25 protein-coding genes and 1 pseudogene are annotated in these 22,300 nt (G+C 61.6%); 14 read left to right on the top strand and 12 right to left on the bottom strand.

Features of this window, described 5'->3' with window-relative positions; all coding sequences use genetic code 11:
- Positions 1-114 precede the first annotated feature (114 nt).
- The 5 genes and pseudogenes from LB566_RS30565 to LB566_RS12570 form a co-directional block, all read left to right on the top strand.
- Positions 115-261: pseudogene (locus LB566_RS30565) on the top strand (SapC family protein); the annotation flags it as partial.
- 86 nt (positions 262-347) lie between these two features.
- Positions 348-677 carry a SapC family protein gene (locus tag LB566_RS30560; protein WP_140549361.1) on the top strand — a complete coding sequence of 110 codons (330 nt, stop codon included), beginning with the start codon at positions 348-350 and terminating at the stop codon, positions 675-677.
- A gap of 178 nt (positions 678-855) precedes the next feature.
- Positions 856-1,755, top strand: coding sequence for an ABC transporter substrate-binding protein (locus tag LB566_RS12580; protein WP_224624623.1), 900 nt, complete (start codon positions 856-858; stop codon positions 1,753-1,755).
- Between the two features lie 4 nt (positions 1,756-1,759).
- Complete coding sequence (locus tag LB566_RS12575) at positions 1,760-2,671, top strand: amino acid ABC transporter permease (protein ID WP_224624622.1); 912 nt, start codon at positions 1,760-1,762, stop codon at positions 2,669-2,671.
- A gap of 3 nt (positions 2,672-2,674) precedes the next feature.
- Complete coding sequence (locus LB566_RS12570) at positions 2,675-3,451, top strand: amino acid ABC transporter ATP-binding protein (RefSeq protein ID WP_224624621.1); 777 nt, start codon at positions 2,675-2,677, stop codon at positions 3,449-3,451.
- 106 nt (positions 3,452-3,557) lie between these two features.
- Here the strand turns inward: LB566_RS12570 and LB566_RS12565 are convergent, their stop codons facing one another.
- Positions 3,558-4,433 carry a LysR substrate-binding domain-containing protein gene (locus LB566_RS12565; RefSeq protein ID WP_224624620.1) on the bottom strand — a complete coding sequence of 292 codons (876 nt, stop codon included), beginning with the start codon at positions 4,431-4,433 and terminating at the stop codon, positions 3,558-3,560.
- Positions 4,434-4,543: 110 nt separating this feature from the next.
- Between LB566_RS12565 and LB566_RS12560 the strand changes: the two genes are divergently transcribed.
- The 3 genes from LB566_RS12560 to LB566_RS12550 all read left to right on the top strand — a co-directional run bounded on the left by LB566_RS12560 (position 4,544) and on the right by LB566_RS12550 (position 8,721).
- On the top strand, positions 4,544-5,755 hold the full coding sequence (locus LB566_RS12560; RefSeq protein WP_224624619.1) for a trans-sulfuration enzyme family protein: 1,212 nt from the start codon (positions 4,544-4,546) through the stop codon (positions 5,753-5,755).
- Positions 5,756-5,799: 44 nt separating this feature from the next.
- Positions 5,800-7,188 carry a M20/M25/M40 family metallo-hydrolase gene (locus tag LB566_RS12555; RefSeq protein WP_224624618.1) on the top strand — a complete coding sequence of 463 codons (1,389 nt, stop codon included), beginning with the start codon at positions 5,800-5,802 and terminating at the stop codon, positions 7,186-7,188.
- Between the two features lie 132 nt (positions 7,189-7,320).
- A complete protein-coding gene (locus tag LB566_RS12550) occupies positions 7,321-8,721 on the top strand; it encodes an aspartate ammonia-lyase (RefSeq protein WP_224624617.1) in 1,401 nt (466 codons plus the stop codon).
- Between the two features lie 152 nt (positions 8,722-8,873).
- Here the strand turns inward: LB566_RS12550 and LB566_RS12545 are convergent, their stop codons facing one another.
- Complete coding sequence (locus LB566_RS12545; RefSeq protein ID WP_224624616.1) at positions 8,874-9,080, bottom strand: hypothetical protein; 207 nt, start codon at positions 9,078-9,080, stop codon at positions 8,874-8,876.
- Positions 9,081-9,544: 464 nt separating this feature from the next.
- Between LB566_RS12545 and dusA the strand changes: the two genes are divergently transcribed.
- Positions 9,545-10,549 (top strand): tRNA dihydrouridine(20/20a) synthase DusA, encoded by a 1,005-nt coding sequence (dusA, locus tag LB566_RS12540; protein ID WP_224624615.1) that lies wholly within the window; start codon positions 9,545-9,547, stop codon positions 10,547-10,549.
- Between the two features lie 17 nt (positions 10,550-10,566).
- Here dusA and LB566_RS12535 read toward each other — a convergent pair whose 3' ends face one another.
- Both LB566_RS12535 and LB566_RS12530 read right to left on the bottom strand, forming a co-directional pair.
- Positions 10,567-11,271, bottom strand: coding sequence for a TIGR02281 family clan AA aspartic protease (locus LB566_RS12535; protein ID WP_224624614.1), 705 nt, complete (start codon positions 11,269-11,271; stop codon positions 10,567-10,569).
- A gap of 13 nt (positions 11,272-11,284) precedes the next feature.
- A complete protein-coding gene (locus LB566_RS12530) occupies positions 11,285-11,518 on the bottom strand; it encodes a DUF1289 domain-containing protein (RefSeq protein ID WP_140548438.1) in 234 nt (77 codons plus the stop codon).
- Between the two features lie 160 nt (positions 11,519-11,678).
- Between LB566_RS12530 and LB566_RS12525 the strand changes: the two genes are divergently transcribed.
- Positions 11,679-12,677, top strand: a complete 999-nt coding sequence (locus LB566_RS12525) for a nicotinate-nucleotide--dimethylbenzimidazole phosphoribosyltransferase (protein ID WP_224624754.1) — start codon at positions 11,679-11,681, stop codon at positions 12,675-12,677.
- 37 nt (positions 12,678-12,714) lie between these two features.
- On the opposite strand, the gene LB566_RS12520 is transcribed toward LB566_RS12525, so the two are convergent.
- Complete coding sequence (locus LB566_RS12520; protein WP_224624613.1) at positions 12,715-14,235, bottom strand: sensor histidine kinase; 1,521 nt, start codon at positions 14,233-14,235, stop codon at positions 12,715-12,717.
- A 73-nt stretch (positions 14,236-14,308) separates the two neighbouring features.
- Here LB566_RS12520 and LB566_RS12515 point away from each other — a divergent pair, with 73 nt between their 5' ends.
- The 4 genes from LB566_RS12515 (at position 14,309) to LB566_RS12500 (ending at position 16,813) form a co-directional block, all read left to right on the top strand.
- The gene (locus LB566_RS12515; RefSeq protein ID WP_140548444.1) at positions 14,309-14,932 is read left to right on the top strand and encodes a thermonuclease family protein; all 624 of its coding nucleotides are present in this window, start codon (positions 14,309-14,311) and stop codon (positions 14,930-14,932) included.
- 49 nt (positions 14,933-14,981) lie between these two features.
- Positions 14,982-15,593 carry a glutathione S-transferase gene (locus LB566_RS12510; RefSeq protein ID WP_224624612.1) on the top strand — a complete coding sequence of 204 codons (612 nt, stop codon included), beginning with the start codon at positions 14,982-14,984 and terminating at the stop codon, positions 15,591-15,593.
- Positions 15,533-16,213, top strand: coding sequence for a uracil-DNA glycosylase family protein (locus tag LB566_RS12505; RefSeq protein WP_224624611.1), 681 nt, complete (start codon positions 15,533-15,535; stop codon positions 16,211-16,213). Before LB566_RS12510 ends, LB566_RS12505 begins: the two co-directional genes overlap by 61 nt.
- A gap of 108 nt (positions 16,214-16,321) precedes the next feature.
- Positions 16,322-16,813, top strand: coding sequence for an Lrp/AsnC family transcriptional regulator (locus LB566_RS12500; RefSeq protein ID WP_006205209.1), 492 nt, complete (start codon positions 16,322-16,324; stop codon positions 16,811-16,813).
- Between the two features lie 47 nt (positions 16,814-16,860).
- Here the strand turns inward: LB566_RS12500 and LB566_RS12495 are convergent, their stop codons facing one another.
- From LB566_RS12495 to mobB, 7 genes are all read right to left on the bottom strand, one after another.
- Positions 16,861-17,427: a DUF3299 domain-containing protein gene (locus LB566_RS12495; RefSeq protein ID WP_224624610.1), complete on the bottom strand. Its 567-nt coding sequence runs from the start codon at positions 17,425-17,427 to the stop codon at positions 16,861-16,863.
- Positions 17,428-17,524: 97 nt separating this feature from the next.
- The gene (locus LB566_RS12490; RefSeq protein ID WP_224624609.1) at positions 17,525-18,229 is read right to left on the bottom strand and encodes a DNA alkylation repair protein; all 705 of its coding nucleotides are present in this window, start codon (positions 18,227-18,229) and stop codon (positions 17,525-17,527) included.
- A gap of 7 nt (positions 18,230-18,236) precedes the next feature.
- The gene (locus LB566_RS12485) at positions 18,237-19,106 is read right to left on the bottom strand and encodes an NAD(P)-dependent oxidoreductase (RefSeq protein ID WP_224624608.1); all 870 of its coding nucleotides are present in this window, start codon (positions 19,104-19,106) and stop codon (positions 18,237-18,239) included.
- Between the two features lie 110 nt (positions 19,107-19,216).
- On the bottom strand, positions 19,217-20,041 hold the full coding sequence (locus tag LB566_RS12480) for an ABC transporter permease (protein WP_224624607.1): 825 nt from the start codon (positions 20,039-20,041) through the stop codon (positions 19,217-19,219).
- Complete coding sequence (locus LB566_RS12475; protein ID WP_140498632.1) at positions 20,038-20,754, bottom strand: ABC transporter permease; 717 nt, start codon at positions 20,752-20,754, stop codon at positions 20,038-20,040. Before LB566_RS12475 ends, LB566_RS12480 begins: the two co-directional genes overlap by 4 nt.
- A 73-nt stretch (positions 20,755-20,827) precedes the next feature.
- Positions 20,828-21,613, bottom strand: coding sequence for an ABC transporter substrate-binding protein (locus tag LB566_RS12470; RefSeq protein ID WP_140498631.1), 786 nt, complete (start codon positions 21,611-21,613; stop codon positions 20,828-20,830).
- Between the two features lie 159 nt (positions 21,614-21,772).
- Positions 21,773-22,282 (bottom strand): molybdopterin-guanine dinucleotide biosynthesis protein B, encoded by a 510-nt coding sequence (gene mobB / locus LB566_RS12465; RefSeq protein ID WP_224624606.1) that lies wholly within the window; start codon positions 22,280-22,282, stop codon positions 21,773-21,775.
- Positions 22,283-22,300: the final 18 nt, after the last annotated feature.

Here is a 22,300-nt window from a genome sequence, read left to right as displayed (position 1 = left end):
CGTTCTCCTGCGTTTCGAGGACCATCGCGATCCTGGGCTTGCGCCAGTGCCGGGCTTCGGGTTTGCGCGCGAGGCGGTCGCCATTCCGCTCTGCATCGGCGAATTCGCCATGCCATGCGGCACTACCCGATCGCCTTCGCCGTCGACGACAACGCCTCGCCGATCGCACTCGTCGCGATAAAGCGGGAGCTCAATCTGTTCATCGAGCGCGATAGCTCGTGGCGCGAGAACACCTACATCCCGGCCTATGTGCGCCGCGATCCCTTCATCGGCAACGAGACGTCAGCATCGATCGCGCATCGGATCGCTTCGTCCCATCGGCCGCGAACTAGCGCGACGAGGAGCGACTGTTCGACGAGGCCGGTGGTCCGACTGCGACCGCACAATCGGCGATGGCCTTCTGCCAGGCCTACTTCGCCGATTCAAAGAACACGGTGGCCTTTGGCCAGGCGCAGATCGCCGCGAAGGTGCTGACACCGTACCATGTGGACTTCCGGCTTCCGGACGGCTCGCGGCACCAGACTAAGCCAAATGTGACTTGCGACGGCGCACCGTTGATGTGGCTGCCACTATCGAGCACCGAGCCCATGCAGGAGGTTGTAGTCGCCCATCTCGGCGAGGCTACGCTTTCTCAACCCGCTCGCGGTTTCCTGGAGTTCGCGGTTGGGTTGAGATAGGGGCGTACATTCTTGGACCGTTTGAAACGGCAGTCGATAACCGCAGCGAATAGAACGCCTCAATCTTACTATTGGACGTACTTGTGTGACGTTCCCATGATGCATTCGACGGACGAGTTGCCAGAACCCTTTCAAGCTTACGCGATCTGTCAACAGCAAATACAAAATGGGGAACATCATGTCTGATATGAGCACCAAGCTGCGGATGCTAGCCGCCGCAGCCTCCATCGCAACAATGGTAACCTGCTCAGCATACGCGCAGAGCTTCGACACCTCGGGCGTCAAGGTCGATCAAGCTCTTGCGGATCGCCTCCCGGCAAAGATCAAGTCAGCAGGCGTGCTGACGATCGGGTCCGACACGGCCTATGCGCCATGGGAATTTTTGAGCGAGACTGATGGCCAGACGCCAGTCGGCATCGACGTCGACATCGCCGATGCGATCGGTAAGAAACTCGGGGTCAAGATCGATTTCCAGACCTCGGCTTTCGACGCCATCCTGCCCGCGCTCGGAACGAAGTTCGACCTCGGCATTTCCGCACTCTCGATCACCAAGGAGCGCATGAAGGCGGTTAACTTTGTCAGCTACACTCAATCGGGCAATCTATGGGCCGTAAAGGCAGGTAATCCCACGAACTTTGATCCAGCCAATCTATGTGGGACCAAGATTGCGATCATGTCCGGCACGTCCCACGAAAAAGAGGTCGTGGAAGAAAGTCAGAAGTGCACTTCGTCTGGAAAGAAAGAGATAGAACTCATTCCTTTCAAGGTCCAGACCGAGGCGTTGACCCGTGTTGCGGCCGGTGGTGCGGATGCAACGTTTTCCGGACCGGCCACAATTGGCTATGCGGCGAAGAACTCCAACGGCCAGTTGGAGACAATGGAAGCAACCCCCGCAATGGCTCAGATCGGGAACAACGGCATCGCAGTAGCCAAATCCGATGAGAAATTGACGGAGCTCATCGCGGATACCATCAATTCTCTCATCAACGATGGTACGTATAAGGCTATTCTGGATACTTGGGGTATCGGTTCCGCCATTATCGACAAAGCCGTGGTAAATCCTCAGGTTAACGACTGAAATCATGGATTTCGAACCAGATATCAGAGCCGGCCCGCGGCCGGCTCCCATACAAAATCCATCGGAGATCGCGCGAAACCTCGTGGTTCCGCGTCGGCATCCGGGGCGCTGGGTCGCGGTTGCGATCATCTCGATCATCTCTGTTCAGATTGCGATCGCCGTCGCAGGAAACGCCAATTTTCACTGGGATATCTATCTGACCTATCTGCTTCATGCGCAGGTGGTGAGGGGCGTCGGCTGGACCCTGCTCCTCACTGTGGTCGCGATGGCGACGGCGATCGTCATCGCGGCGCTTCTCGTGATCATGCGTGACGGCGACAATCCAATCCTCCGCGGACTGGCCTATGCGTGGATATGGTTCTTCCGCGGAACGCCCGTCTACACGCAGTTGCTTTTCTGGGGCCTTTTCGCCGTATTGTTTCCCAGCCTAAGCATCGCGCTCCCTTTCGGTCCCGAGATCGTGAGCGTGGAGACGAAATATATCGTGACGCCCGCTCTCGCTGCGATATGCGGGCTCGGATTCAATGAATCCGCTTACCTGACAGAGATATTCCGAGCCGGTTTCAACTCGATCGACCGCGGGCAAGCCGAGGCAGCGCAGGCGCTTGGCATGCGGCCAGCAAAGATTTGGTGGCGGATACTCATGCCGCAGGCAATGCGAGTGATCATTCCTCCGACCGGCAATGAAACGATCGGCATGCTGAAGATGACGTCCCTGGTTCTCGCGGTACCGTTTACGCTGGACCTTACGTTTGCGACCAACGCGATCGCCAACCGGCTCTATCTGCCGATTCCGCTGCTGATGGTCGCCGGCACCTGGTACCTCGTTATCACAAGCCTGCTGATGGTCGGCCAGTATTTCCTCGAACGGCACTTCGGTAAGGGCGTATCGGCCCACCCGGCGCGAGTGGAGTGAACCATGGAGGCAAGCATCTCCGATTTCTGCGTGGAAATGCGGAACATCCACAAATTCTACGGCACCGTCCACGCCCTCAAAGGCGTCGATCTGCAGGTGAGGCGCGGCGAGGTCTGCGTTGCCATCGGCCCCTCAGGTTCCGGCAAGTCGACGCTTCTCCGCTGCATCAACCAATTGGAGGGCATCTCAACGGGACGCGTGTTCGTGAAGGGTGAGTTACAGGGATTCGTGGAGCGGGAAGGCCACTTCCACCCCTTGTCGCCGGGCCGGGTCGCTGCACAGCGGCGCTCGACCGGCATGGTGTTCCAACGCTTCAACCTGTTTCCGCACATGACCGCTCTGGAAAACGTGATGGAGGGACCTCTTCACGTAAAAGGTTGGGCGCGAGCGCGCGCGAAAGCCAAGGCGATTGAACTCCTAAAACGGGTCGGGCTGGATGGGCTCGGAAGCCGATATCCCGCCCACCTGTCCGGCGGGCAGCAGCAGCGGGTCGCGATAGCGCGCGCTTTGGCAATGGAGCCGGAGGTGATGCTCTTCGATGAGCCAACCTCGGCGCTCGATCCCGAGCTCGTCGGCGAGGTCCTCGACGTCATAAAGGATCTGGCGCGAAGCGGCATCACCATGGTCGTGGTGACGCACGAGATCGGATTTGCACGCGAGGTTGGCAATCACCTGGTCTTCATGGACCACGGACAGATCGTCGAGGAAGGTCACCCAAAGACGTTGCTCGCCAATCCGAAAAACCCGCGGACGATCGCCTTCCTGTCGAAGGTGCTATGAGATGGGCGTAGCTATCACTGAAACCAGAAATGCTGACGAGATGGGGCTTCATGCCGCTTCTCAACTGATCCGGAAGCAACCTGATACACAGGTGCATTCGGCTATCTCAGATCGCCGCCCGCAGATCGTCGAGGAACTCCGCAAGGATTCGAGAGGGAAGGCGATTTGGCGGCCTGATCAGGAGGGTCCGGAAGTAAAGTGGAGGCTCGAACGGCCGCAACGTCAGCCCGCGCCCCTCGTAAGGTTCGGCCGTCAAAGGATCGACAAGGCCAACCCCGATGCCGGCGGCCACCATCGCGCAGATCGTTGTCGAATAAGGCGTTTCCATTACCGTTCGGATCGCGACGCCAGCTTCATTGAAAACGTGCTCGGCGTCGCGTCGCGTTGTATCTTCCCGAGCGAGAGCGATAAAGGGATACCCCGCAAAATCCATTGGGCGAATGACGTCCAGGGCCTCGAGCGGATGTCCTTGGGGCACCGCCACAGTGACGCGAAACTGCGCAAACTCATTCGTCTCAACGCCCGTACGATCGATCTCGTCGGCGACGATCCCGAGATCGAACTGACCGGAAGCTACCAGATCGCGCACGTTGGACGACATGCGCGCCTGAAAAGTCACAGCGATATTCGGATTGCGAGCCATGAACGCATGAAGGGCGCGGGGGAGGACATTGGTCGACAGGGCCGAAAGACAGGCGATCCTCAGTTCACCAGAACCATAATCTCGAATGCGGGCAGCCGCCCCCCTGAGATAGCTCAAGCCGATAAAGGCCTGTTCGACTTCGCGGAAGAAAAGCTGTCCCTCGGGCGTAGGGTGGAGTCTGCCTCTGATCCGCTGAAAAAGAGCGAAACCAAGCGAGCGTTCAAGTTCCTGTATCATTTTGCTGACCGCGGGCTGGGATACGTGCAAAACCTCAGCCGCGCGCGCCGTGGTGCCGTTGGTCATAACGATCCGGAAAACTTCGACCTGCCGAAGGTTCATGCCGGCTCTCCCTCAAAATCAATAACTTTGCGGAATAGAAATACCGCAACAGTACATGTTTTTCGATTGAAATCGCCAAGGCGGTCGCTGTTGCTTGGAAAGGCCGTGTGATGAATGATCTCACCCAATGCGTTCTCACGCCTGAAGTACCGACCGAGGGATTTGCACCTCTCGGTGTTGGCGTTCACAGGGCTTCGACGATCGTGTTCAAGGATGCCGCTGCTTATGCCTCGCGCGGCGAACGCGGTCACGAAGGCTATTCCTACGGCCTTTACGGCACCCCGACGACACGCACTCTGGAAGCCAAGATAACCAGCCTCGAATCCGGCGTGTGGACCTTTCTCACCCCGTCCGGACAGGCGGCGAATGCGCTTGCCGTCATGCCTTTCCTGGACGCGGGTGACCATATCCTGATCGCCGACACGGCCTATCCGCCGATGCGGGATCTCGCGGAATCCGACCTGCGCCGTTTGGGCGTGGATGTGGAATTCTTCGATCCGCTTTCACCGGAGGACGTTGCATCGAAGATGCGGACCATGACGCGGATCGTCTGGTGTGAAAGCCCTGGCTCTACGACGATGGAAATCGTCGACCTGCCGAAGCTGGCGGCGATCGCTCACCAAGGGGAAGCGCTGGTCGGCTTCGACAACACATGGGCGACGCCGCTTAACTTCAAGCCGCTCGAACACGGCGCGGATATTGTCACGGAGGCACTCACCAAATTCGTTTCGGGCCATTCCGATGTGCTGATGGGCTCCATCACGGTCGGGGATGGCGCACTCATCAAACCTATCCGCTCCCTGATCGGGCGGATGGGCATCGGCGTCTCGCCGGATGATGCCTCGCTTGTGCTGCGCGGCTTCGAAACCCTCGGTGTGCGTTTGCGTCACTCCGAAAGGGTTGCTCTCGACTTCGCCCGCAAGCTTGCGGACCATCCGCTTGTGGAGCGCGTGTTGCATCCGGCGCTCGAAAGCTTTTCCGGGCACGCGATCTGGAAACGCGACTTCCTCGGTTCGAGCGGGGTCTTCAGCATCCTCTTCAAGAACAGCGCGTCGCAGCATCTGGCGGCCGCGCTCGATACCCTGAAGATCTTCGCCATCGGCGCATCCTGGGGCGGAACCCGGAGCCTTGCCGCGCCCATGTCCATCGATGCCTTTCGAACTGCGACCCGCTGGCCGGGTCCGGATGTCATTCTCCGTCTGAGCATCGGGCTCGAGGACGAGCACGAACTATGGGCCGATATCGAGCGTCTTCTGACAAGCATCGAGGCCCAGGAAAACAAAAGGTCCGAGGCACCCTTCAAGACCGCTCGCAGTGGCTGACGATTTAGGACAGCCCCTGCCAACCAATCATCAAGAGGACCAGAATGCCGAATTTGGATAGCGCGCTCCGTGCCATCGACGACAATTTCGACTTTTCGGTGCGCAAGCTTCTGGAATTGGTCGCCATCCCATCGATTTCAGGCGAAGCTCCGGGGGGACCGGGCATTGCCCGGGCGGCCGAGTGGCTCCAGGCGGAGCTGTCGTCCGTCGGGCTGTCTGCGGAGATCATCGAAACGAAGGGGCACCCAGTCGTTCTCGCCCAATCTCCCCAGACCTCGCACTTCAAGCGTCCGCGGCTGCTGTTCTATGGACACTACGACGTGCAGCCGACCGGCGACGTAAATCAGTGGAAGCATCCTCCCTTCGAGCCGCGCGTGATCGAGGAGAGCGGCGTCCATCGCTTCTACGGTCGTGGTGCGTCCGACAGCAAAAGCCAGCTTTGGACCTTTATAGAGGCGCTGCGCGCATGGAAGACCGCCAAAGGCGATTTTCCAGCTGATATCGTCGTGATGCTGGAAGGAGAGGAGGAGTCGGGCTCGCCGAGCCTGCCCGAATTCATCGACGCCCATCGAAATGACCTTCGATGCGACGTTGCGTTCATTTGCGATGCCGAGATGTGGTCACCAACACAGCCGGCAATCACGACCCAACTCAAGGGGCTTGTCCATGAACGAGTGACGATCTTTGCTCCCAATCCCGATCTCCATTCAGGGCACTACGGTGCGGTAGCCGCAAATCCCATCCGCATACTGAGCGACATTCTGGCAGGCATTCATGACGAAGCCGGGCGAGTGAACATCGACGGTTTCTATGACGACGTGTCCGAGATCCCGAATAGGCTGCGCCAGCGATGGCGAGAGTTGGAGCGGGACACAGCCCACTTCGAAGAGGTCAACCTGAGCGGCGGCGTAACAGAGGAAGGATATTCCGCGCTGGAAGCGATGTGGGGGCGCCCGACCGTCGATATCAATGGGATCACAGGTGGAAATCAGGGGCCGGGCGAACGGTCAGTTTTGCCCGGGAGCGCTACGGCCCGTCTTTCTTTCCGGCTTGTCCGAGGACAGGAGCCGGAAAAGATCCGCGCTGGATTCAGGGCTTATGTCAAATCAAAACTTCCGAAGGGATGCACGGTGGAATTCGTCGGCGCCGGCGGCAGCTCGGCGGTGGTGCTTTCGCAGGACAGTCCGTTTCTCGCGGCTGCCGCGCGCGGACTGGAACAGGAGTGGGAAAGCCCTACCATTCTGAGAGGAACAGGCGGCGCGATACCGCTCGTGCAACAACTCAGCGAGGTCCTTGGCGCCGAATGCGTCGTCATCGGTTTCATCTTACCGGGCGATGCAATCCATGCGCCGGACGAACGCTACGATACGCGACGTCTTCTCAAAGGAATTCGCAGCTGGGTACGGATCTTTGAAGAGATCGGAAATCCTTGAGGACAAGCTCGACCAACGGCTTGCAACGAGCAAGCATGACAGCAGACCGGAATAGGCAAATTGGTGAAACCCTTTGATCCTCGGACTTCCGTCAAACCGGCGGAGAGCTTGCATTGTTCAACTGGACGCAGAATGCCTGCCACCCGCATCGACACCGATAGCCTCGGTCCCCGACAGCTGCCTGCCGGGGCGCTTTACGGCGTGGCCACCCTGCGCGCGCAGGACAATTTCGACATCTCCTTCCGTAAGCTCGGCGACGCCCCCGAGTTGCTAAACGCGCTCGCACGCATCAAGCACGCCGCGGCGGCTGCCAACCGCGACATCGGCGTGCTGCGGCCTGATGTCGCTGATGCGATCATCGCAGCGTCGATCGAAGTCGAGAGCGGCCAGCACGCCGATCAATTCATCGTCGACTTGCTTGAGGGATCGGGCGGCACATCCATTAACATGAACGTCAACGAAGTGATCGCAAACCGGGCGCTGCAACTGTTGGGCGATCAACCCGGCCAATACGACCGAGTGCATCCGAACGATCACGTCAACATCGGCCAGTCGACCAATGACGTTGTGCCGGCGGCCATGAAGCTCGCGGTTTATGAAAAGTCCCAGACGCTGATAGACGCCTTGACGCGTCTCGCAGAGGCGCTGGAGGATCGTGCCAGGGCTTTTGAGGACGTGCTGAGACTCGGCAGGACTTGCATGCAGCCGGCCCAACCCATGCGCCTGGGCCAGGCGTTCGGTGGCTACGCGGCGGCGATCCGGAGGCTCATGGCCAAACTCACGGCGGCGCGGGACGAGATGCTGACCCTGCCGCTCGGCGGAACCGCGATCGGCACCGGCCTCGGCTCCACGCCCGGCTATCGCAGCGCCGTCTACCGCCACTTGCGCGAACTCGTCGGGGCCGACGTGCGCCCGGGCGAGAACATGTTCGACGCCATGCAGAACGCCGACGGCTTCGCGCGGGTCTCATCGGAGATTCGCATCTGCGCCGAGGTCATCGGGAAAATCGCCTCGGACCTGATCATCCTGTCGTCAGGCCTTAACAGCGGCGTGGGGGAGTTGCGGCTGCCTTCAGTGCAGCCCGGCTCCTCCATCATGCCTGGCAAGATCAATCCGGTCCTTCCGATGATGATGCAGCAGGTCGCCTTCGCCGTGGTGGGCAACGACGCGGTCGTGTCGCTGGCGTCGCTCCAGGGGCAACTCGAGATCAATCATTTCGAGCCCGTCATTGCTTCGCGCCTATTCGACTCCATAGAACTTCTCGCGAAATCGACCCCTATCTTCGCGGATCGCTGTATCGCCGGCATCGAAGTCGACCGCGACCAGTCACTGAAGAACCTAATGTGCTCGGCGGCCATTGCGACCGTTTTCGTTCCGAAGCTCGGCTACACAAAGGTTTCGAAACTTGTGCACGCGTCGGTGACGGAACAGCGGCCGTTTATCGATCTGGCTATAGAATTGGGCTTGGTGACCCGCGACGAGGTACTGGACGTGCTGCACAAGAGCACTGCCTATCACGAGGACGTCGCATGAATCCCACTCGGCACTTGCCATCCTGCTGCGTGATCTAGCGGTAAGCTCGTGGCAATAGCGCCGTTCTTCGGATGTAACCAGTATCCAGATTGCGATCACACGTTCACGCTGACGTGACCGACAGCCGCCAATCGCGCTATTGGCTTTCAGCTTCAAATTTCCGAGCAAGACGTCGCCAGATCCTGGCCTTCGAAATAGAGGCCGATTTCATTCAGCGGGTTGTCCTCCAGACCAAGGCCAAGCCTTTTTAGGGCGATACGCGCGAGATCAACCGGTTCGACCTTGACGGGCAGGCCGTGGACCGCAGCGGCGTGAGTCAGAACAAGTTTTATAAAGCCGATGTCGATGCCGAGGGTCATCGGTCCGGCACCTTGCGCGGCGCGGTCACGACCAAAACGAATGAGCCGTTCGCGATCGAGCGCTGCTAGGTTGCAATTCCCCAGATGCCGTTGGAGCATAGCGAGGGCAGCCGCCTTGGAGCGGCGAGGGGACTTGCCTACATCGCACATGTCGTCGATATGGAGGTCGATGAGTTCGCCGAAGGTTTTCAGGCGCGCTGTGCGTGACTTGGTCGGCGTCTCACCGCGATCGACCTGGCGCTCGGCGTCGGTTGCCCAGCGTCGTGCGTCGTCTCGGCGAAGGAAGGTCTCGCTGACGTAGCGACCTTTGCGACAGACTTGGACGCGCCAGGAACCGGATGAGAGCTTCGTTTAGGTGGCCATTTTTTCGTGTGCGCTCCGTGTGCACTGAGAGATCGAAACGTGGCGAAAAGGGTCGTATTCTGGCGTAAATTCGGATTGGCTCGCTGGGAGCTAAGAATTTGATGTTAAAGAAAATAAATCAAGATCATAGAGTGGCCGTGGCCCCCATGATGGACTGGACGGACCGCCATTGCCGGTTCTTCCATCGCCAGCTGACGCGCCGTGCGTTGCTCTACACCGAGATGGTGGTGGCGGACGCGGTCATCCAGGGCGCGCGCGAACGCCTGCTTGGTTTTGATGATGCGGAACATCCCGTCGCGCTGCAGCTCGGCGGCTCCGAGCCGGGGAAGCTGGCCGAGGCGGCGCGCATTGGCGAGGCTTTCGGCTATGACGAGATCAACCTCAATGTCGGCTGCCCGTCGGACCGCGTCCAGTCCGGTACGTTCGGCGCCTGCCTGATGAAGGCGCCTGACCTCGTCGCGGACTGCGTCGCGGCGATGAAGGCGGCGGTGGCCATTCCCGTAACCGTCAAATGCCGCATCGGCGTCGACGAGCAGGATCCCGAGCCGGCGCTGGATGCGCTTGCAGACGGCGTTTTTGCGGCCGGGGCCGACGCCCTTTGGGTGCATGCGCGCAAGGCATGGCTGGAAGGGCTGAGCCCCAAGGAAAACCGCGACATCCCGCCGCTCGACTATGGCCGCGTCTATCGGCTGAAGGCGAGAAAATCGAGCGAATTCATCGGCATCAACGGCGGTGTTCAATCGCTTGAAGAGGCGCGGACGCATCTCCATTACCTCGACGGCGCCATGCTCGGCCGCGCCGCTTATCATACTCCAGGTATTCTGACCGGCATCGATTCGATGTTTTATGGAGAGCGGACCGGTCCCTTCGATTTCGCCGCGCTGATCGATGTCATGGCCGGCTACGCCGCACGCCATATCGAACAGGGCGGGCGGCTCGGCCACGTTACCCGCCATATGGTCGGGTTGTTCCATGGATTGCCCGGTGCGCGCCGCTACCGCCAGATCCTCTCCACGGATGCAACGCGCCCCGGCGCTGGGCCGCAGGTGCTGAAGACGGCGTTCGCTGCGGTCGACCTCAGCTCGGCGGTCGACAAGGCCGCCTGAACCGCTTTTGCCGAACGTCAATCCCGGAGGGTCATCCGGTCGCCGCGCACGTCGAAGCCGGACAGCGAACTGATAAAGTTCATGCCGAGCAGGCTCTGGCCAAGCATACCGGGCGCCGCGACCATCACCGGCATGTTCTTGCGCACGATGCCGCCGATCGCCAGTTCGTTGGTTTTCACCGCGGCGGCGCGCGCCGTGCCGTTGGCGGTCGAGACCGGTATGGTGAAATCGAGAGCGGCGGGATTGATACCGGCTGCCTGGGCGTCCTGCGAGGTCAACACGGTGCTGGTCGCCCCGGTATCGACAACCGTGCGCACCGGCGCGCCGTTGATCAGGATGCGCGCCTCGAAATGGCCATTGTCGGCCTTGTCGAGCGTCACGGTGGCATGGCCGTTCTCAAAGCCCAGCGCCAGCGGGCTGCCGGGAACGAGCCCGGCGGTTACCCGGCTGGCGAAGTCCTGCAATTCGTAGCGATATTGATAGCCGGCGATCAGCGCGAGCGCGATGGCCGCCCATGCGCCGAGATTGCGCGCCATGGCGCTGAGCGGGCGGCCCGATCTTAGAAGGCCGGCGCCGATGAGCGCGCCGAAGGCGCCCAGCCAGATCAACCGGCCGAAATCATCGTTTTCGACGCCGAGCGTATTGCCGGCGGAATCGTTGAACATCAGCAGCACCGCGCCGACGCCGATGAGGAGCATCAGGATCCAGAACAGGCGGTTCATGTCGGCGATCCGTTCACGAGAGCGCGTCGCGTTCGCGCGCCATGCGGGTGCGGCGGGTTTCGCGGCGCGGCCGGCGCTCGATCGTCTCCAGCCTCGCCGGCAGTTGGGCCATGACGTCGCGGCGCGCCTGCGCCGTCATGTCGATCCAGGCGCCGATCTCGTCCCGGGTGCGGCCGCACCCAAAACAGAAACCGGTCTTCATATCGATCGAACAGACCAGAATGCATGGGGATTCGATGGCCGTCATGGATGTTTCCTTGGCTGACTTCCACATGGTGCAACGACATGGCCTTTGCAAGCCCTCGGGAATGCGTCGCCCGCGGCCGCTTTTACATCAAGAGTGGGAGGTTGTGCCGGCGCACGAGGGCGGCTATGCCGCTGCGATCTGCAAGGACGATTTCCACGACATGACCAGAGCACAGCCTTTCGATGATTTCCGTGATCTGCTGGCCAATCTGCCGGCGGCCGACACGACAGCGGAGGCCCGTGTGCGAACGCTGTTCGCCAAGGCGGACAAGCCAAGGAACTCGCTTGGTCGCATCGAGGATATCGCTGCCTGGCTGGCGGCATGGAGCGGCCGTGCGCCGCCGGCGGTGACGCGGCCTCTGGTCGCCGTCTTTGCCGGCAACCATGGTGTTGTCAGGCACGGCGTCTCGCCGAGAGCCGTGGCGGCGACCGCCAACGCCGTCGAACTGTGTGCGGCCGGCGGTGCGGCGATCAACCAGGTCTGCGTCGCCAACGACCTCGGGTTGAAGGTCTTCGATCTCGCCTTGCATATTCCGACAGCCGACATCACGCAGGATGCCGCACTCGACGAGCGGGGCTGTGCCGCGACCATGGCCTTCGGCATGGAGGCGATCGCCGGCGGTGCCGACCTGCTTTGCCTCGGCGATCTGGGCGTCGGCAATTCCACCGTCGCCGCGGCCCTGTTCGCGGCCCTCTTGGGCGGCAAGGGAGCCGATTGGGTCGGCGCGGGCTCCGGCGCCGATGCGGCGATGCAGGCGCGCAAGGCGGAGGTGGTCGATGCGGCGCTGGCTTTCCACGCCGGCCATCTCGATGAGCCGTTGGAGGTGCTGCGCCGGCTCGGCGGCCGCGAGTTCGCGGCGATAGCCGGTGCCATCCTTGCGGCAAGGATGCAGAGGATCCCTGTGCTGCTCGACGGAGTTGCGGCAACGGCCGCGGCGGCAGTGCTGCATGCCGCAAACCCTGCGGCACTGGATCATTGCCTGCTCGCCGGCCTGTCGCCGGAGCCCGCGCATGCGCAGGCCGCCGAGCGCCTTGGCCTTCGCCCCTTGCTTGACCTCGGCGTCGGCCACGGCGAAGGAGTAGGCGCGGCACTTGCCGCCGGCCTAATCAAGGCAGCGGCACTGACCAGTTCGGGCATGGCCGCGGCCGTTCGCGGCTAGGCCGAGCATTCGTCGCTCATTCCACGCATGAGGCGCGTCAACGCCGACGCGCCGCGACTGCTGCGGTCGGCAGGGCCGGCAGTTCCTCCATCACCCGGCTCAGCGGGAAGATGGCGATGGCCTCTGTGCCTTCGCGCAGTTTGGAATGAAGTTGGAACTCGCCGCCATGCATGGCGAGCAGGCCCTGCACGATCGGCAGACCAAGTCCGGTGCCCTGTTCGGCGCTCTTGATGGCGATCGAACCCTGGCCGAAGGCCGAAAGCACTACCGGGATCTCGTCTTCCGGTATGCCGGGGCCATTATCCTTGACCGAGATGTATTGTCCGCCACCGGCCGTCCAGCCGACGCGCACGCGGATTTCGCCGCCGGTGGCGGTGAACTTGATCGCGTTGGACAGCAGGTTGAGGGTGATCTGGCGCACCGCGCGCTCGTCGGCGAACAGGCGCGGCAAGGCATGTTCGAAATCCTGAATGACGCGGATATCCTTGTTGCGCGCCTTCAACTCCATCATGTGGCAACAATCCTCGACAATGCCGAGCAGCATCACCGGCTCTTCATTGAGCTGGTAGCGGCCGGCCTCGATGCGCGACAGGTCGAGGATCTCGTTGATGAGGTCGAGAAGATGCTGGCCGGATTCGTGCACGTCATGGGCATAGTCGCGATAAGTGGGATTGCTCATCGGCCCCAGCACTTCGTTCGACATCACTTCGGAAAAACCGAGAATGGCATTGAGCGGCGTGCGCAATTCATGGCTCATCGAGGCAAGAAAGCGCGATTTCGCCAGATTGGCATCTTCCGCGCGCCGCCGCGCCTCGTCCGACATCGCCTTCGCCGTCTCAACCTCCGCGACCAACGCGTCGGTTTCGGACCGGAACGACAGGAGCATCAGCGACGAGCGGTTGAGGTGTCGCGCCACATAAACGAAGAAGGGTATCGACACGACAAGCAGCCCGGCCATGATCGCCTCGACCGGCATCCACAGGCGGATTCCGGTATAGGCGTAAATCGCCACCGGAATGGCGAAGGTCGCCAAAAGGGCGCCGCTCAGCGACGACGCCATGACGGCGGTCGCCGCCATCGCGAACAGCAGCACCACCGCCTTGACCACCTGGAACTGGTCGATTTGGCACACGTCGCAGCCGAGCCAGACGAACCAGCCCCAGCCGAGGCCGCACAGGAAATGTCCGAACAGGAATTCCCTCCGTGTTTGCAACGCGTTAAGCTCGGACGCTTCGGCGCGTTCGACGCGGCGCGCCATGAAAGCCACGATCGTGTAGCAGGTCAGGGTGAACAGCGCCCAAAGAATGATCTCATTGCCGATGCCGGCCAGCCGGCCAAGCGCTGCGATCGCCAGGACGAGCAGCGGAATGGCAATGGCGCCGCTGGTCATCGCGCGCGCATGGAGTTTCAGCAATTCGCGATCGAAATCCGGATTGCCGGCCTGTTGCGAAAGACGGTCGCGCGTCTTGCGCACCGCGCGCGCGACATCGCTGTTGCGATGGCGTTTCCTGCGGTCCACAATGAATTTGTCCGCTGTGTTCGAGCGTTGCAAAGGCATGAAGACTTCAATTATGCGGGCGGCATTTCAAGGTGTTAAGCTACGTTCGAATGATTAACCAACCGTTTGCCATATGAGCCGTTCCTGGTCGCAAGGACCGCGCCGGCGGTACGCTGCGCCGCGCCCGCGAAGCCCATGGCGCAAGTTGCTGGACTATGGGCTGACGGTCATCGTTCTGGGGCTGCTGATCGTGCTTGCAGCGCGCCTCGATCGCGTGGAGACGCGAAAGACACAGGGCGTCGCCATCATCAATGATGGCGACTCGATCACGCTCGGCGCCGAACGCATCCGCATGCGCGGCATCGACGCGCCGGAATACACCCAGATCTGCCGCAAGAAAGGCGCCGACTATTCCTGTGGCACGCTTGCGCGCCAATCTCTGGTGCGCCTGATCGCCGGCAGGCCCGTCATCTGCAGCGGCTGGCAGCGCGACCGGTACGGCCGGCTGCTCGGCGATTGCAAGGCCGGGGACACCGATCTCAACCGCGCACAAGTGGAGGCAGGCTGGGCTGTCGCTTTCGGCGATTACGAGAGCGAGGAAGCGATCGCGCGCGCGGCAAAGGCCGGCATCTGGGCAGGTACGTTCGACCAGCCGCAAGATTGGCGCGACAGCCACCATGGCGAATCCGTCGAGAGAAAACATGGCACGCTCGCCTCCATCGGCGATGCCGTGCGAGAGATTTTCCGCTTCTGGTAAGCCGGCGGAAGCTGAACCCTGCCATCACCGGCAAGAACTGGAGGATCGAATGAAGCTCTTCGACGGCGGCCGAGCGCCGAACCCAAGACGGGTTCGCGTTTTCCTGGCCGAGAAGGGAATCGCGGTTCCGCTGGTGTCCGTCGACATGGGCGCGCTGGAACACAGGCAACAGGCGGTCAGCTCGCGCAATCCACTGCGGCGACTGCCGGTGCTGGAGCTTGACGATGGCACCGTCATCACCGAGTCCGTCGCCATCTGCCGCTATTTCGAGGAACTCAATCCCGAGCCCGCACTGTTCGGGCGCGGGGCGCTCGGCAAGGCGCAGGTCGAGATGTGGCAAAGGCGGATGGAATTCAACCTGCTGACCTGCGTCGCGCAGGCCTTCCGCCATATCCATCCGGCCATGAAGGAATGGGAAATCCCGCAGATTCCCGAATGGGGCGAGGCCAACAAGCCGAAGGCAATCGAATTCCTGAGACTTCTCGACGGCGAGCTGGGAACCCGCGAATTCGCCGCCGGCGACGCCTATTCGATCGCCGATATCACCGGGATGATCGCCATCGATTTCATGAAACCGGCGCGCATCAAGGTGCCGGACGAGTGCAGCAATGTGTTGCGCTGGTATCGGATGGTTTCGAGCCGGCCGAGTGCCGCGGCCTGAGGATGACTGCGGAACTCGAAAGCCTTGCCGCGACGGTTCGCTCCTGCCGCATCTGCGTCGACAATCCGATCGGCCGGCCGCTGCCGCACGAACCGCGCCCAGTGCTGCGGCCCTCGTCGAATGCCCGCATCCTGATTGCCAGCCAGGCGCCGGGAACCAAGGTGCATCTGTCGGGCATGCCGTTCACCGATGCTTCGGGCGACCGGCTCAGAGACTGGCTCGGCGTCACCAGCGAGGAGTTCTACGACACCGAGAAGTTCGCCATCGTGCCGATGGGCTTCTGTTTCCCCGGCCAGGACGCCAAGGGCAGCGACTTGCCGCCAAGGCGGGAATGCGCGCCGGCCTGGCGCGCGCCGTTGATGGGGCTCATGCCACAGATCGACCTGGTGCTGACGATCGGCATCTACGCGCAGTCCTGGCACATGGGTGCCGCGCGGCGCCCGTCCCTGACGGAAACGGTGAGGGACTGGCGCTCCATCTGGGAGAAATCCGCTGGCCAGAAGGTGCTGCCGCTGCCGCATCCGTCCTGGCGCAACACCGGCTGGCTGAAGCGGAATCCCTGGTTTGAAATGGATTTGCTGCCTTTCCTCAGGTCGGAAATCCGCTATCGCCTCGGTTAGACATTCAGCAAGAAACCACCGGCTTTTTCGCCAATCAGCAGAATTTTTTTCTTGTGAAAGGCTATAATAACGCCGATTATGGCCAATCCATTCCTTCAGGAGCATTCGATGGACCGCCTTGACCGAAAAATTCTCCGCCTCCTGCAGGAGGACGCGACGCTCGCGGTCGCAGATGTCGCCAAGAAAGTGGGACTGTCGACGACCCCTTGCTGGCGGCGCATCCAGAAGCTCGAGGAAGAGGGCGTCATCAAGCGGCGTGTCGCCATTCTCGATCATGAAAAGGTCAATGTGCGGGTCACCGTCTTCGTCTCGATCCGCACCAATTCGCACAGCCATGAATGGCTGCGGCGCTTTTCCGAAGTCATCCAGGAATTCCCCGAGGTGGTCGAGTTCTACCGCATGAGCGGCGATGTCGACTATCTCCTGCGTGTCGTGGTGCCCGACATTGCAGCCTATGATGCCTTCTATAAGCGGCTGATCGCCAAGATCGAGATTCGCGACGTCTCGTCCTCCTTCGCCATGGAGCAGATCAAGTACACGACCGAGATCCCGCTCGACTACATGGTGCTGGACAAGGAATCTGGTGCGAACGCGGCCTGAGCGCACGTGACCCTTGATGCATGCAGGGGCACGCAAGCTCGTTTTGCTTAGTTCTTCTTTTTGTTGAGGAAAGTCCAAGGCGAGTTGACCGGTAGGGTGACTGTGTCCGGCACGGTGTCGACGCCGGTGACGCTTGCCCTGCGCACGGTGTAGCCCGACTGGATGACCGAGACGCCGTCCAGGATGAAGAGCTGGCTCTTCTCCATGCCTGGTTTCAGCGCGCCGGTTACGGAAACCGGCTGGTAGGCCTGCGACATCCTGTAGGGATGAGCCAGGGTGACCAGGACGATCTGGTTGGGTGGCGGTGTCGGCATGTGGCTGCAGGCGCCGGTCCACGGCACCAGCAGAAACTGATAGACAAGGTCGCCGTCGCGATCGACAGGCAGGGCGTAGCCGGCCAACTCGATGGTCTTGTCCTGCAGATTCAGGGACAACGTCTCGCCATGGTCCGGAATCTTGGCCGCGATCATCGGCAAGCCGGCATCCTCGGCGGCGGCCTGGCTGGCGGGCCGCAGATCCTTCCAGAGTATATGGGCGGTCTCGGCCGAGGCGCCGGCGGCGATGGACCCGAACATCGCGACTGCCAGCGCGGCGGTTTTGAGATGGTTGCTCATTGGGCCGCTCCCTTTGACCCGAATTAAGCCGCTGCCATCAGCAACGTCAACGTTCGGCCCGCATCACATGTCGGCGAGAACCCGCATACGGACGATCTCAGGCACTTCTCTCGACAAGCCGGTCCAGCGTCTTTGGACCCGTCAACTCCTTCACGGCGTCCCGGCCGATCCAGCGCGCCGTCTTGTCGGATGATCCGGCCAGCTTTTGCGCAAGCGCAAGGGCAGGAGCATGCAGTGCCGCCGAGCGTTTGCCAATCTGCCGCAGCGCCCAGTTGACCGCCTTCCTGACGAAATTGCGCGGATCGCCGGCATGCGCCTCGATCAACCGCAGATAGACGAGAAAGGTCGCGTCCGGCTCCTGCTTCAGATGCACTGCGCTCCAGGCCACCATGGCAAAGCCGGCGCGGCGCACGAACTCGCGTTCGTCGGCAACAAACTCCTCGATCAACTCACACCGGAACGGCGTTTCGGCAAAGAGATCCGAGACGCCGTCGACGATCTCCCAGGAATCGAAATCGCCGGCCCAGCGGCGGCACTGCTCGGCCGTGATCCTTTTCGGCTCGCCGGTGAATGCCGCCATCAGCCGCGCCTCGCGAACACCGCTGTCCCACAGGGCAAGCGCCCGCTCGTGATTGCGCTTCAGCTTGCGCGCCAGCGGCCGCAAATCCGAATTGCCTACACCAAGCGCCGTCGCGGTGTTTATGCCGAACCGGGCCATGCCGTCGCGGTTTTCCTGCGTGCCGATCGAGCGCAGGTGAGCGACGATCTCGTCCGCGCTCCAGCTCGGGCCGGGCAGGGACATCTGCGTTCTACTTTTCCAGCCGCGCCAGCAGCGAGGATGTGTCCCAGCGCCTGCCGCCCATCGCCTGGACGTCCTTGTAGAACTGGTCGACGAGCGCCGTCACGGGCAGCCTGGCGCCGTTGCGGTCGGCTTCATCAAGGCAGATGCCCAAATCCTTGCGCATCCAGTCGACGGCAAAGCCGAAATCGTATTTGCCTGCATTCATCGTCTTGTGCCGGTTCTCCATCTGCCACGAGCCCGCCGCGCCCTTGGAGATCACATCGATGACCTTCTCGATGTCGAGCCCGGCCTTCTTGCCGAAATGGATGCCTTCGGACAGTCCCTGCACCAGCCCGGCGATGCAGATCTGGTTGATCATCTTGGTGAGCTGGCCGGCACCTGCCGGTCCCATCAGCCCAACCATCCGGGCATAGGCGTCGATGACGGGCCTGGCTTTGTCGAAGGCGGCCTGGTCGCCGCCGACCATGACGGTCAGAACGCCGTTCTCGGCGCCGGCCTGGCCGCCGGAGACCGGCGCGTCGAGGAACGAGAAGCCGCGCTCCTGTGCGGCCTCGGCCAATTCGCGCGCGACCTCGGCCGATGCCGTGGTGTTGTCGATATAGACGGAGCCCCTTTTCATGGCCTGAAAGGCGCCGTCCTTTGCCGTCGTCACCGAACGCAGATCGTCGTCATTGCCCACACACGAAAAAACAAAGTCCTTGCCTTCAGCAGCCTGTGCCGGCGTCAGGGCAAGAGCGCCGCCATGCTGGGCGACCCATTGCTCGGCCTTTGCCCTGGTGCGGTTGTAGACGGTGACGTCGTGGCCGCCCTTGTTCTTCAGATGCGCGGCCATGGGGTAGCCCATAACGCCAAGACCGAGAAATGCCACCGATGCCATGGCTTGTTCCTTCCGACGGGAGCAGAGATTGCAGTTGCGGAAGGTCTAGGCCATGCGGCGGATTCGTCAAGGCACGTGCCGCGCCATCGACTGGCACAGACCAGGTACGCTCACCGTTTCAGGTGAATGGTGATCCGACGCTCGATCCACTCGACGCCGTGGCGCAGGATCTCGACCATCACGAGATAGACGATCGCCACCCAGATATAGGCCTGGAAGTCGAAGGACTTGGCATAGGCGAGTTTCGCATTGCCCATCAGGTCGTAGACGGTGATGATGGCGACGATGGCGGAGGCCTTGATCATCAGAACGAGTTCATTGCCGTAGGGTCGCAAGGCCACGATGATCGCCTGGGGCAGAATGACCTTGCGGAGCGTCTGCAGCTTGTGCAGGCCGAGCGAAGCGGCGCCTTCCCACTGGCCCCTGGGAACGCTCTCGATGGCGCCGCGCAGGATTTCGGCCTGATAGGCGGCCGTGTTGAGGGCAAAAGCGAACACGCCGCAGTTGAACGCGTCGCGGAAGAACCACCATAGCCCGACCGATTCGAGCTGCACGCGGAAAGAACCGACCCCGTAATAGACCAGGTAGACCTGGACGAGCAGCGGTGTGCCGCGGAAGAAATAGACGTAGCAATAGGCAGGCCACGACAGCAACCGGTTGTTCGACATGCGGCCATAGGTGACGGGCAGCGACAGGATGGCGCCGGCCACCATCGACACCGCCACCAGCGACAGGGTGGTTCCAAGTCCCTGCAGATAGGCCGGAGCATATCGTGCGAAGAACTCGCCGTTCCAGGCGGAGACCAGATAGGCCAGTATACCGAAGCCGAAGAGGATCCAGAGGCCGACGAATGCGTATCCCACGATACGGGCACGCGGCCACCCGCGCGCCGGCGGCGGCGGCCGATCGACGGCAATGGTGTCGGTGACGCTCATCGCGCTTCCTTCTGTCCGAGCGACCGCAAGATGAAGCCGGTGGCGATCGAAGACAGGATGGCCAGGATGAGAAAGACCAGCGCCGCGACGCTGTAGAACAGGAACGAATGTTTGGTGACGCGCGCCGCGACGCCCGCATTGCGCAAGGTCTCGGCGAGGTTGACGACCGAGACCAGGGCTGTGTCCTTGAGCAGGCTGAGCCAGCAATTCTCAAGACCGGGGAAGGCGATGCGCAGCAATTGAGGCAGGATCACCTTGCGCATGGTCAGCCACTTCGACAGACCGATCGCATAGCCGCCCTCATACTGGCCCTTCGGAATGGCGCGAAAGGCCGAAAGGAACACCTCGCTGGCATAGGAAGAGAAGATCAGCGAGAGAACGATCATACCGGCGATGAAGCTGTCGACATCGATCGTCGCCTCGGGCCTGAAGAAGCGGATGATGTATTGCAGCAGGATGGGCATGCCGAAGAAGAACAGGAAGAGCGTCACCAGCTCCGGAAGGCCGCGAAACATGGTGGTGTAAATGTTCGCGGCCAGCCGCAGCGAAGGCTCTTCGGATTGCTTTGCCCAGGCAATGAAAAAGCCGATCGTCAGGCCGATCGGAAGCGTGGCGAGCGCCAGCGCGATGGTGACCACCGCGCCATAGGCGATATCGTCAAGCCAGCCATTGGGTCCCCAACTGAGAAGTGTCCATATGCTTTGGGCTGGCATCGAGTGGTGTTATCTCCAGAGCTCCCAGATCGGGTAAGGCGGCAGGGGGACCCTGCCGCCCTTGGAGTGATTATCAGGACTCGGCGCCGTAGACGTCGAACTTGAAGTACTTGTCGTTGATTTCCTTGTATTTTCCGTTGGCCCTGATGGCGTCGATCGCGGAATTCAGCTTGTTGACCAGATCGGTCTCGCCCTTACGCACGGCAATGCCGGCACCAGGTCCGAAAATCTCGACCGGCTGCGGCGAGGGCTGGCCGAGGATCTTGCAGCAGGCACCGTCAGGCGAATCCAGCCACTGCTGCAGCACCACGATATCATCCTCGATGGCGTCGAGGCGGCCGTTGGCCAGATCCGCCTGTTCCTCGGGGCTGCTCGGATAACCCTTGATCGTGCTGTCGGTGTAGGTCTTCGAGGCATAATTGAAATGGGTCGTCGTGGTGGCCACGCCGATACTCTTGCCGGCGAGGTCCTCCTTGGTCACGCCCTTCAGCGTCGAATCCTTCGGCACGGCCAGCGCCGAGGGCGTGTTGTAGTATTTGTGAGTGAAGTCGACCTTCTCGGCACGCTCCGGCGTGATCGACATCGAGGCTACGATGGCGTCGAACTTGCCCGCCTGCAGCGCCGGGATGATGCCGTCCCAATCCTGGGCGACGAAGGTGCATTTGACCTTCATCTCGTCGCAGAGCGCCTGTGCGATGTCGATGTCGAAGCCGACGAGCTTGCCGTCCGAGGTCAGGTTGTTGAAGGGCGGGTAGGCGCCTTCGGTGCCGATCCTCAGGGTTTTTTCCTGGGCCTGGGCTACGCCGAGCGTCAGCAGCGCGGCCGAGGCGGCGAGCGCGATACGCAGTGCAATACGCATGATGGTCCTCTCTTTATGGTCCCGGCCGTCGTTCCGAAACGGCTCTGTGGGGCGGTGCTTTTGACCGCCCGCTGGCCCGATACTCCCACTCTTTCCAAGAAAAAAGCAACTGCAAAACCACGAAAATCGGCAATGTCCTTCTGCCGTTACGTTACTTCTTCAAGCAACGAGGCCGGTCGCGCGCTCGATGAAGTCGGCTATCGATTTCACGTCGTCGAGATCGAACACCGGCAGGCTGTTGTCCTCGATGACGAAGTCGGCCGCGATGGCGACGATCCCGGGATCACCCGCCGAAAGCGGCGTCCGGTCCTTCGCCTCCAGGCGCCGGGCTTCGATCTTGAGATGGGCTTCGCGCTTGTAGCCTTCGACCAGCACGATGTCGGACGGCGCAAGCCGCGACAGGATCGCTTCCAGCGCCGGCTCATCCTCTCCGCGCAGTTCGTGCATCAGCGCCCAGCGATTGGCGGAGACGATGGCGACTTCCATGGCTCCTGCCTGCCGGTGGCGAAAGCTGTCCGCGCCCGGCTTGTCGATGTCGAAATCATGATGGGCGTGCTTTACGGTCGAAACCGTCCAGCCGCGCCCAACGAGTTCCGCGACCAGTTTCTCAGTCAGGGTCGTCTTGCCGGAGTTCTTCCAGCCGGTGATGCCGAAGAGGCGCTTGTTCATCTCAGATGCTCTGCAGCA

The sequence above is a fragment of the Mesorhizobium sp. CA13 genome, from assembly GCF_020165235.1.
Lineage (GTDB): Bacteria > Pseudomonadota > Alphaproteobacteria > Rhizobiales > Rhizobiaceae > Mesorhizobium.
Note: the sequence above shows the minus strand (reverse complement) of the source record. Positions and strands in the feature narration are given on the sequence as shown.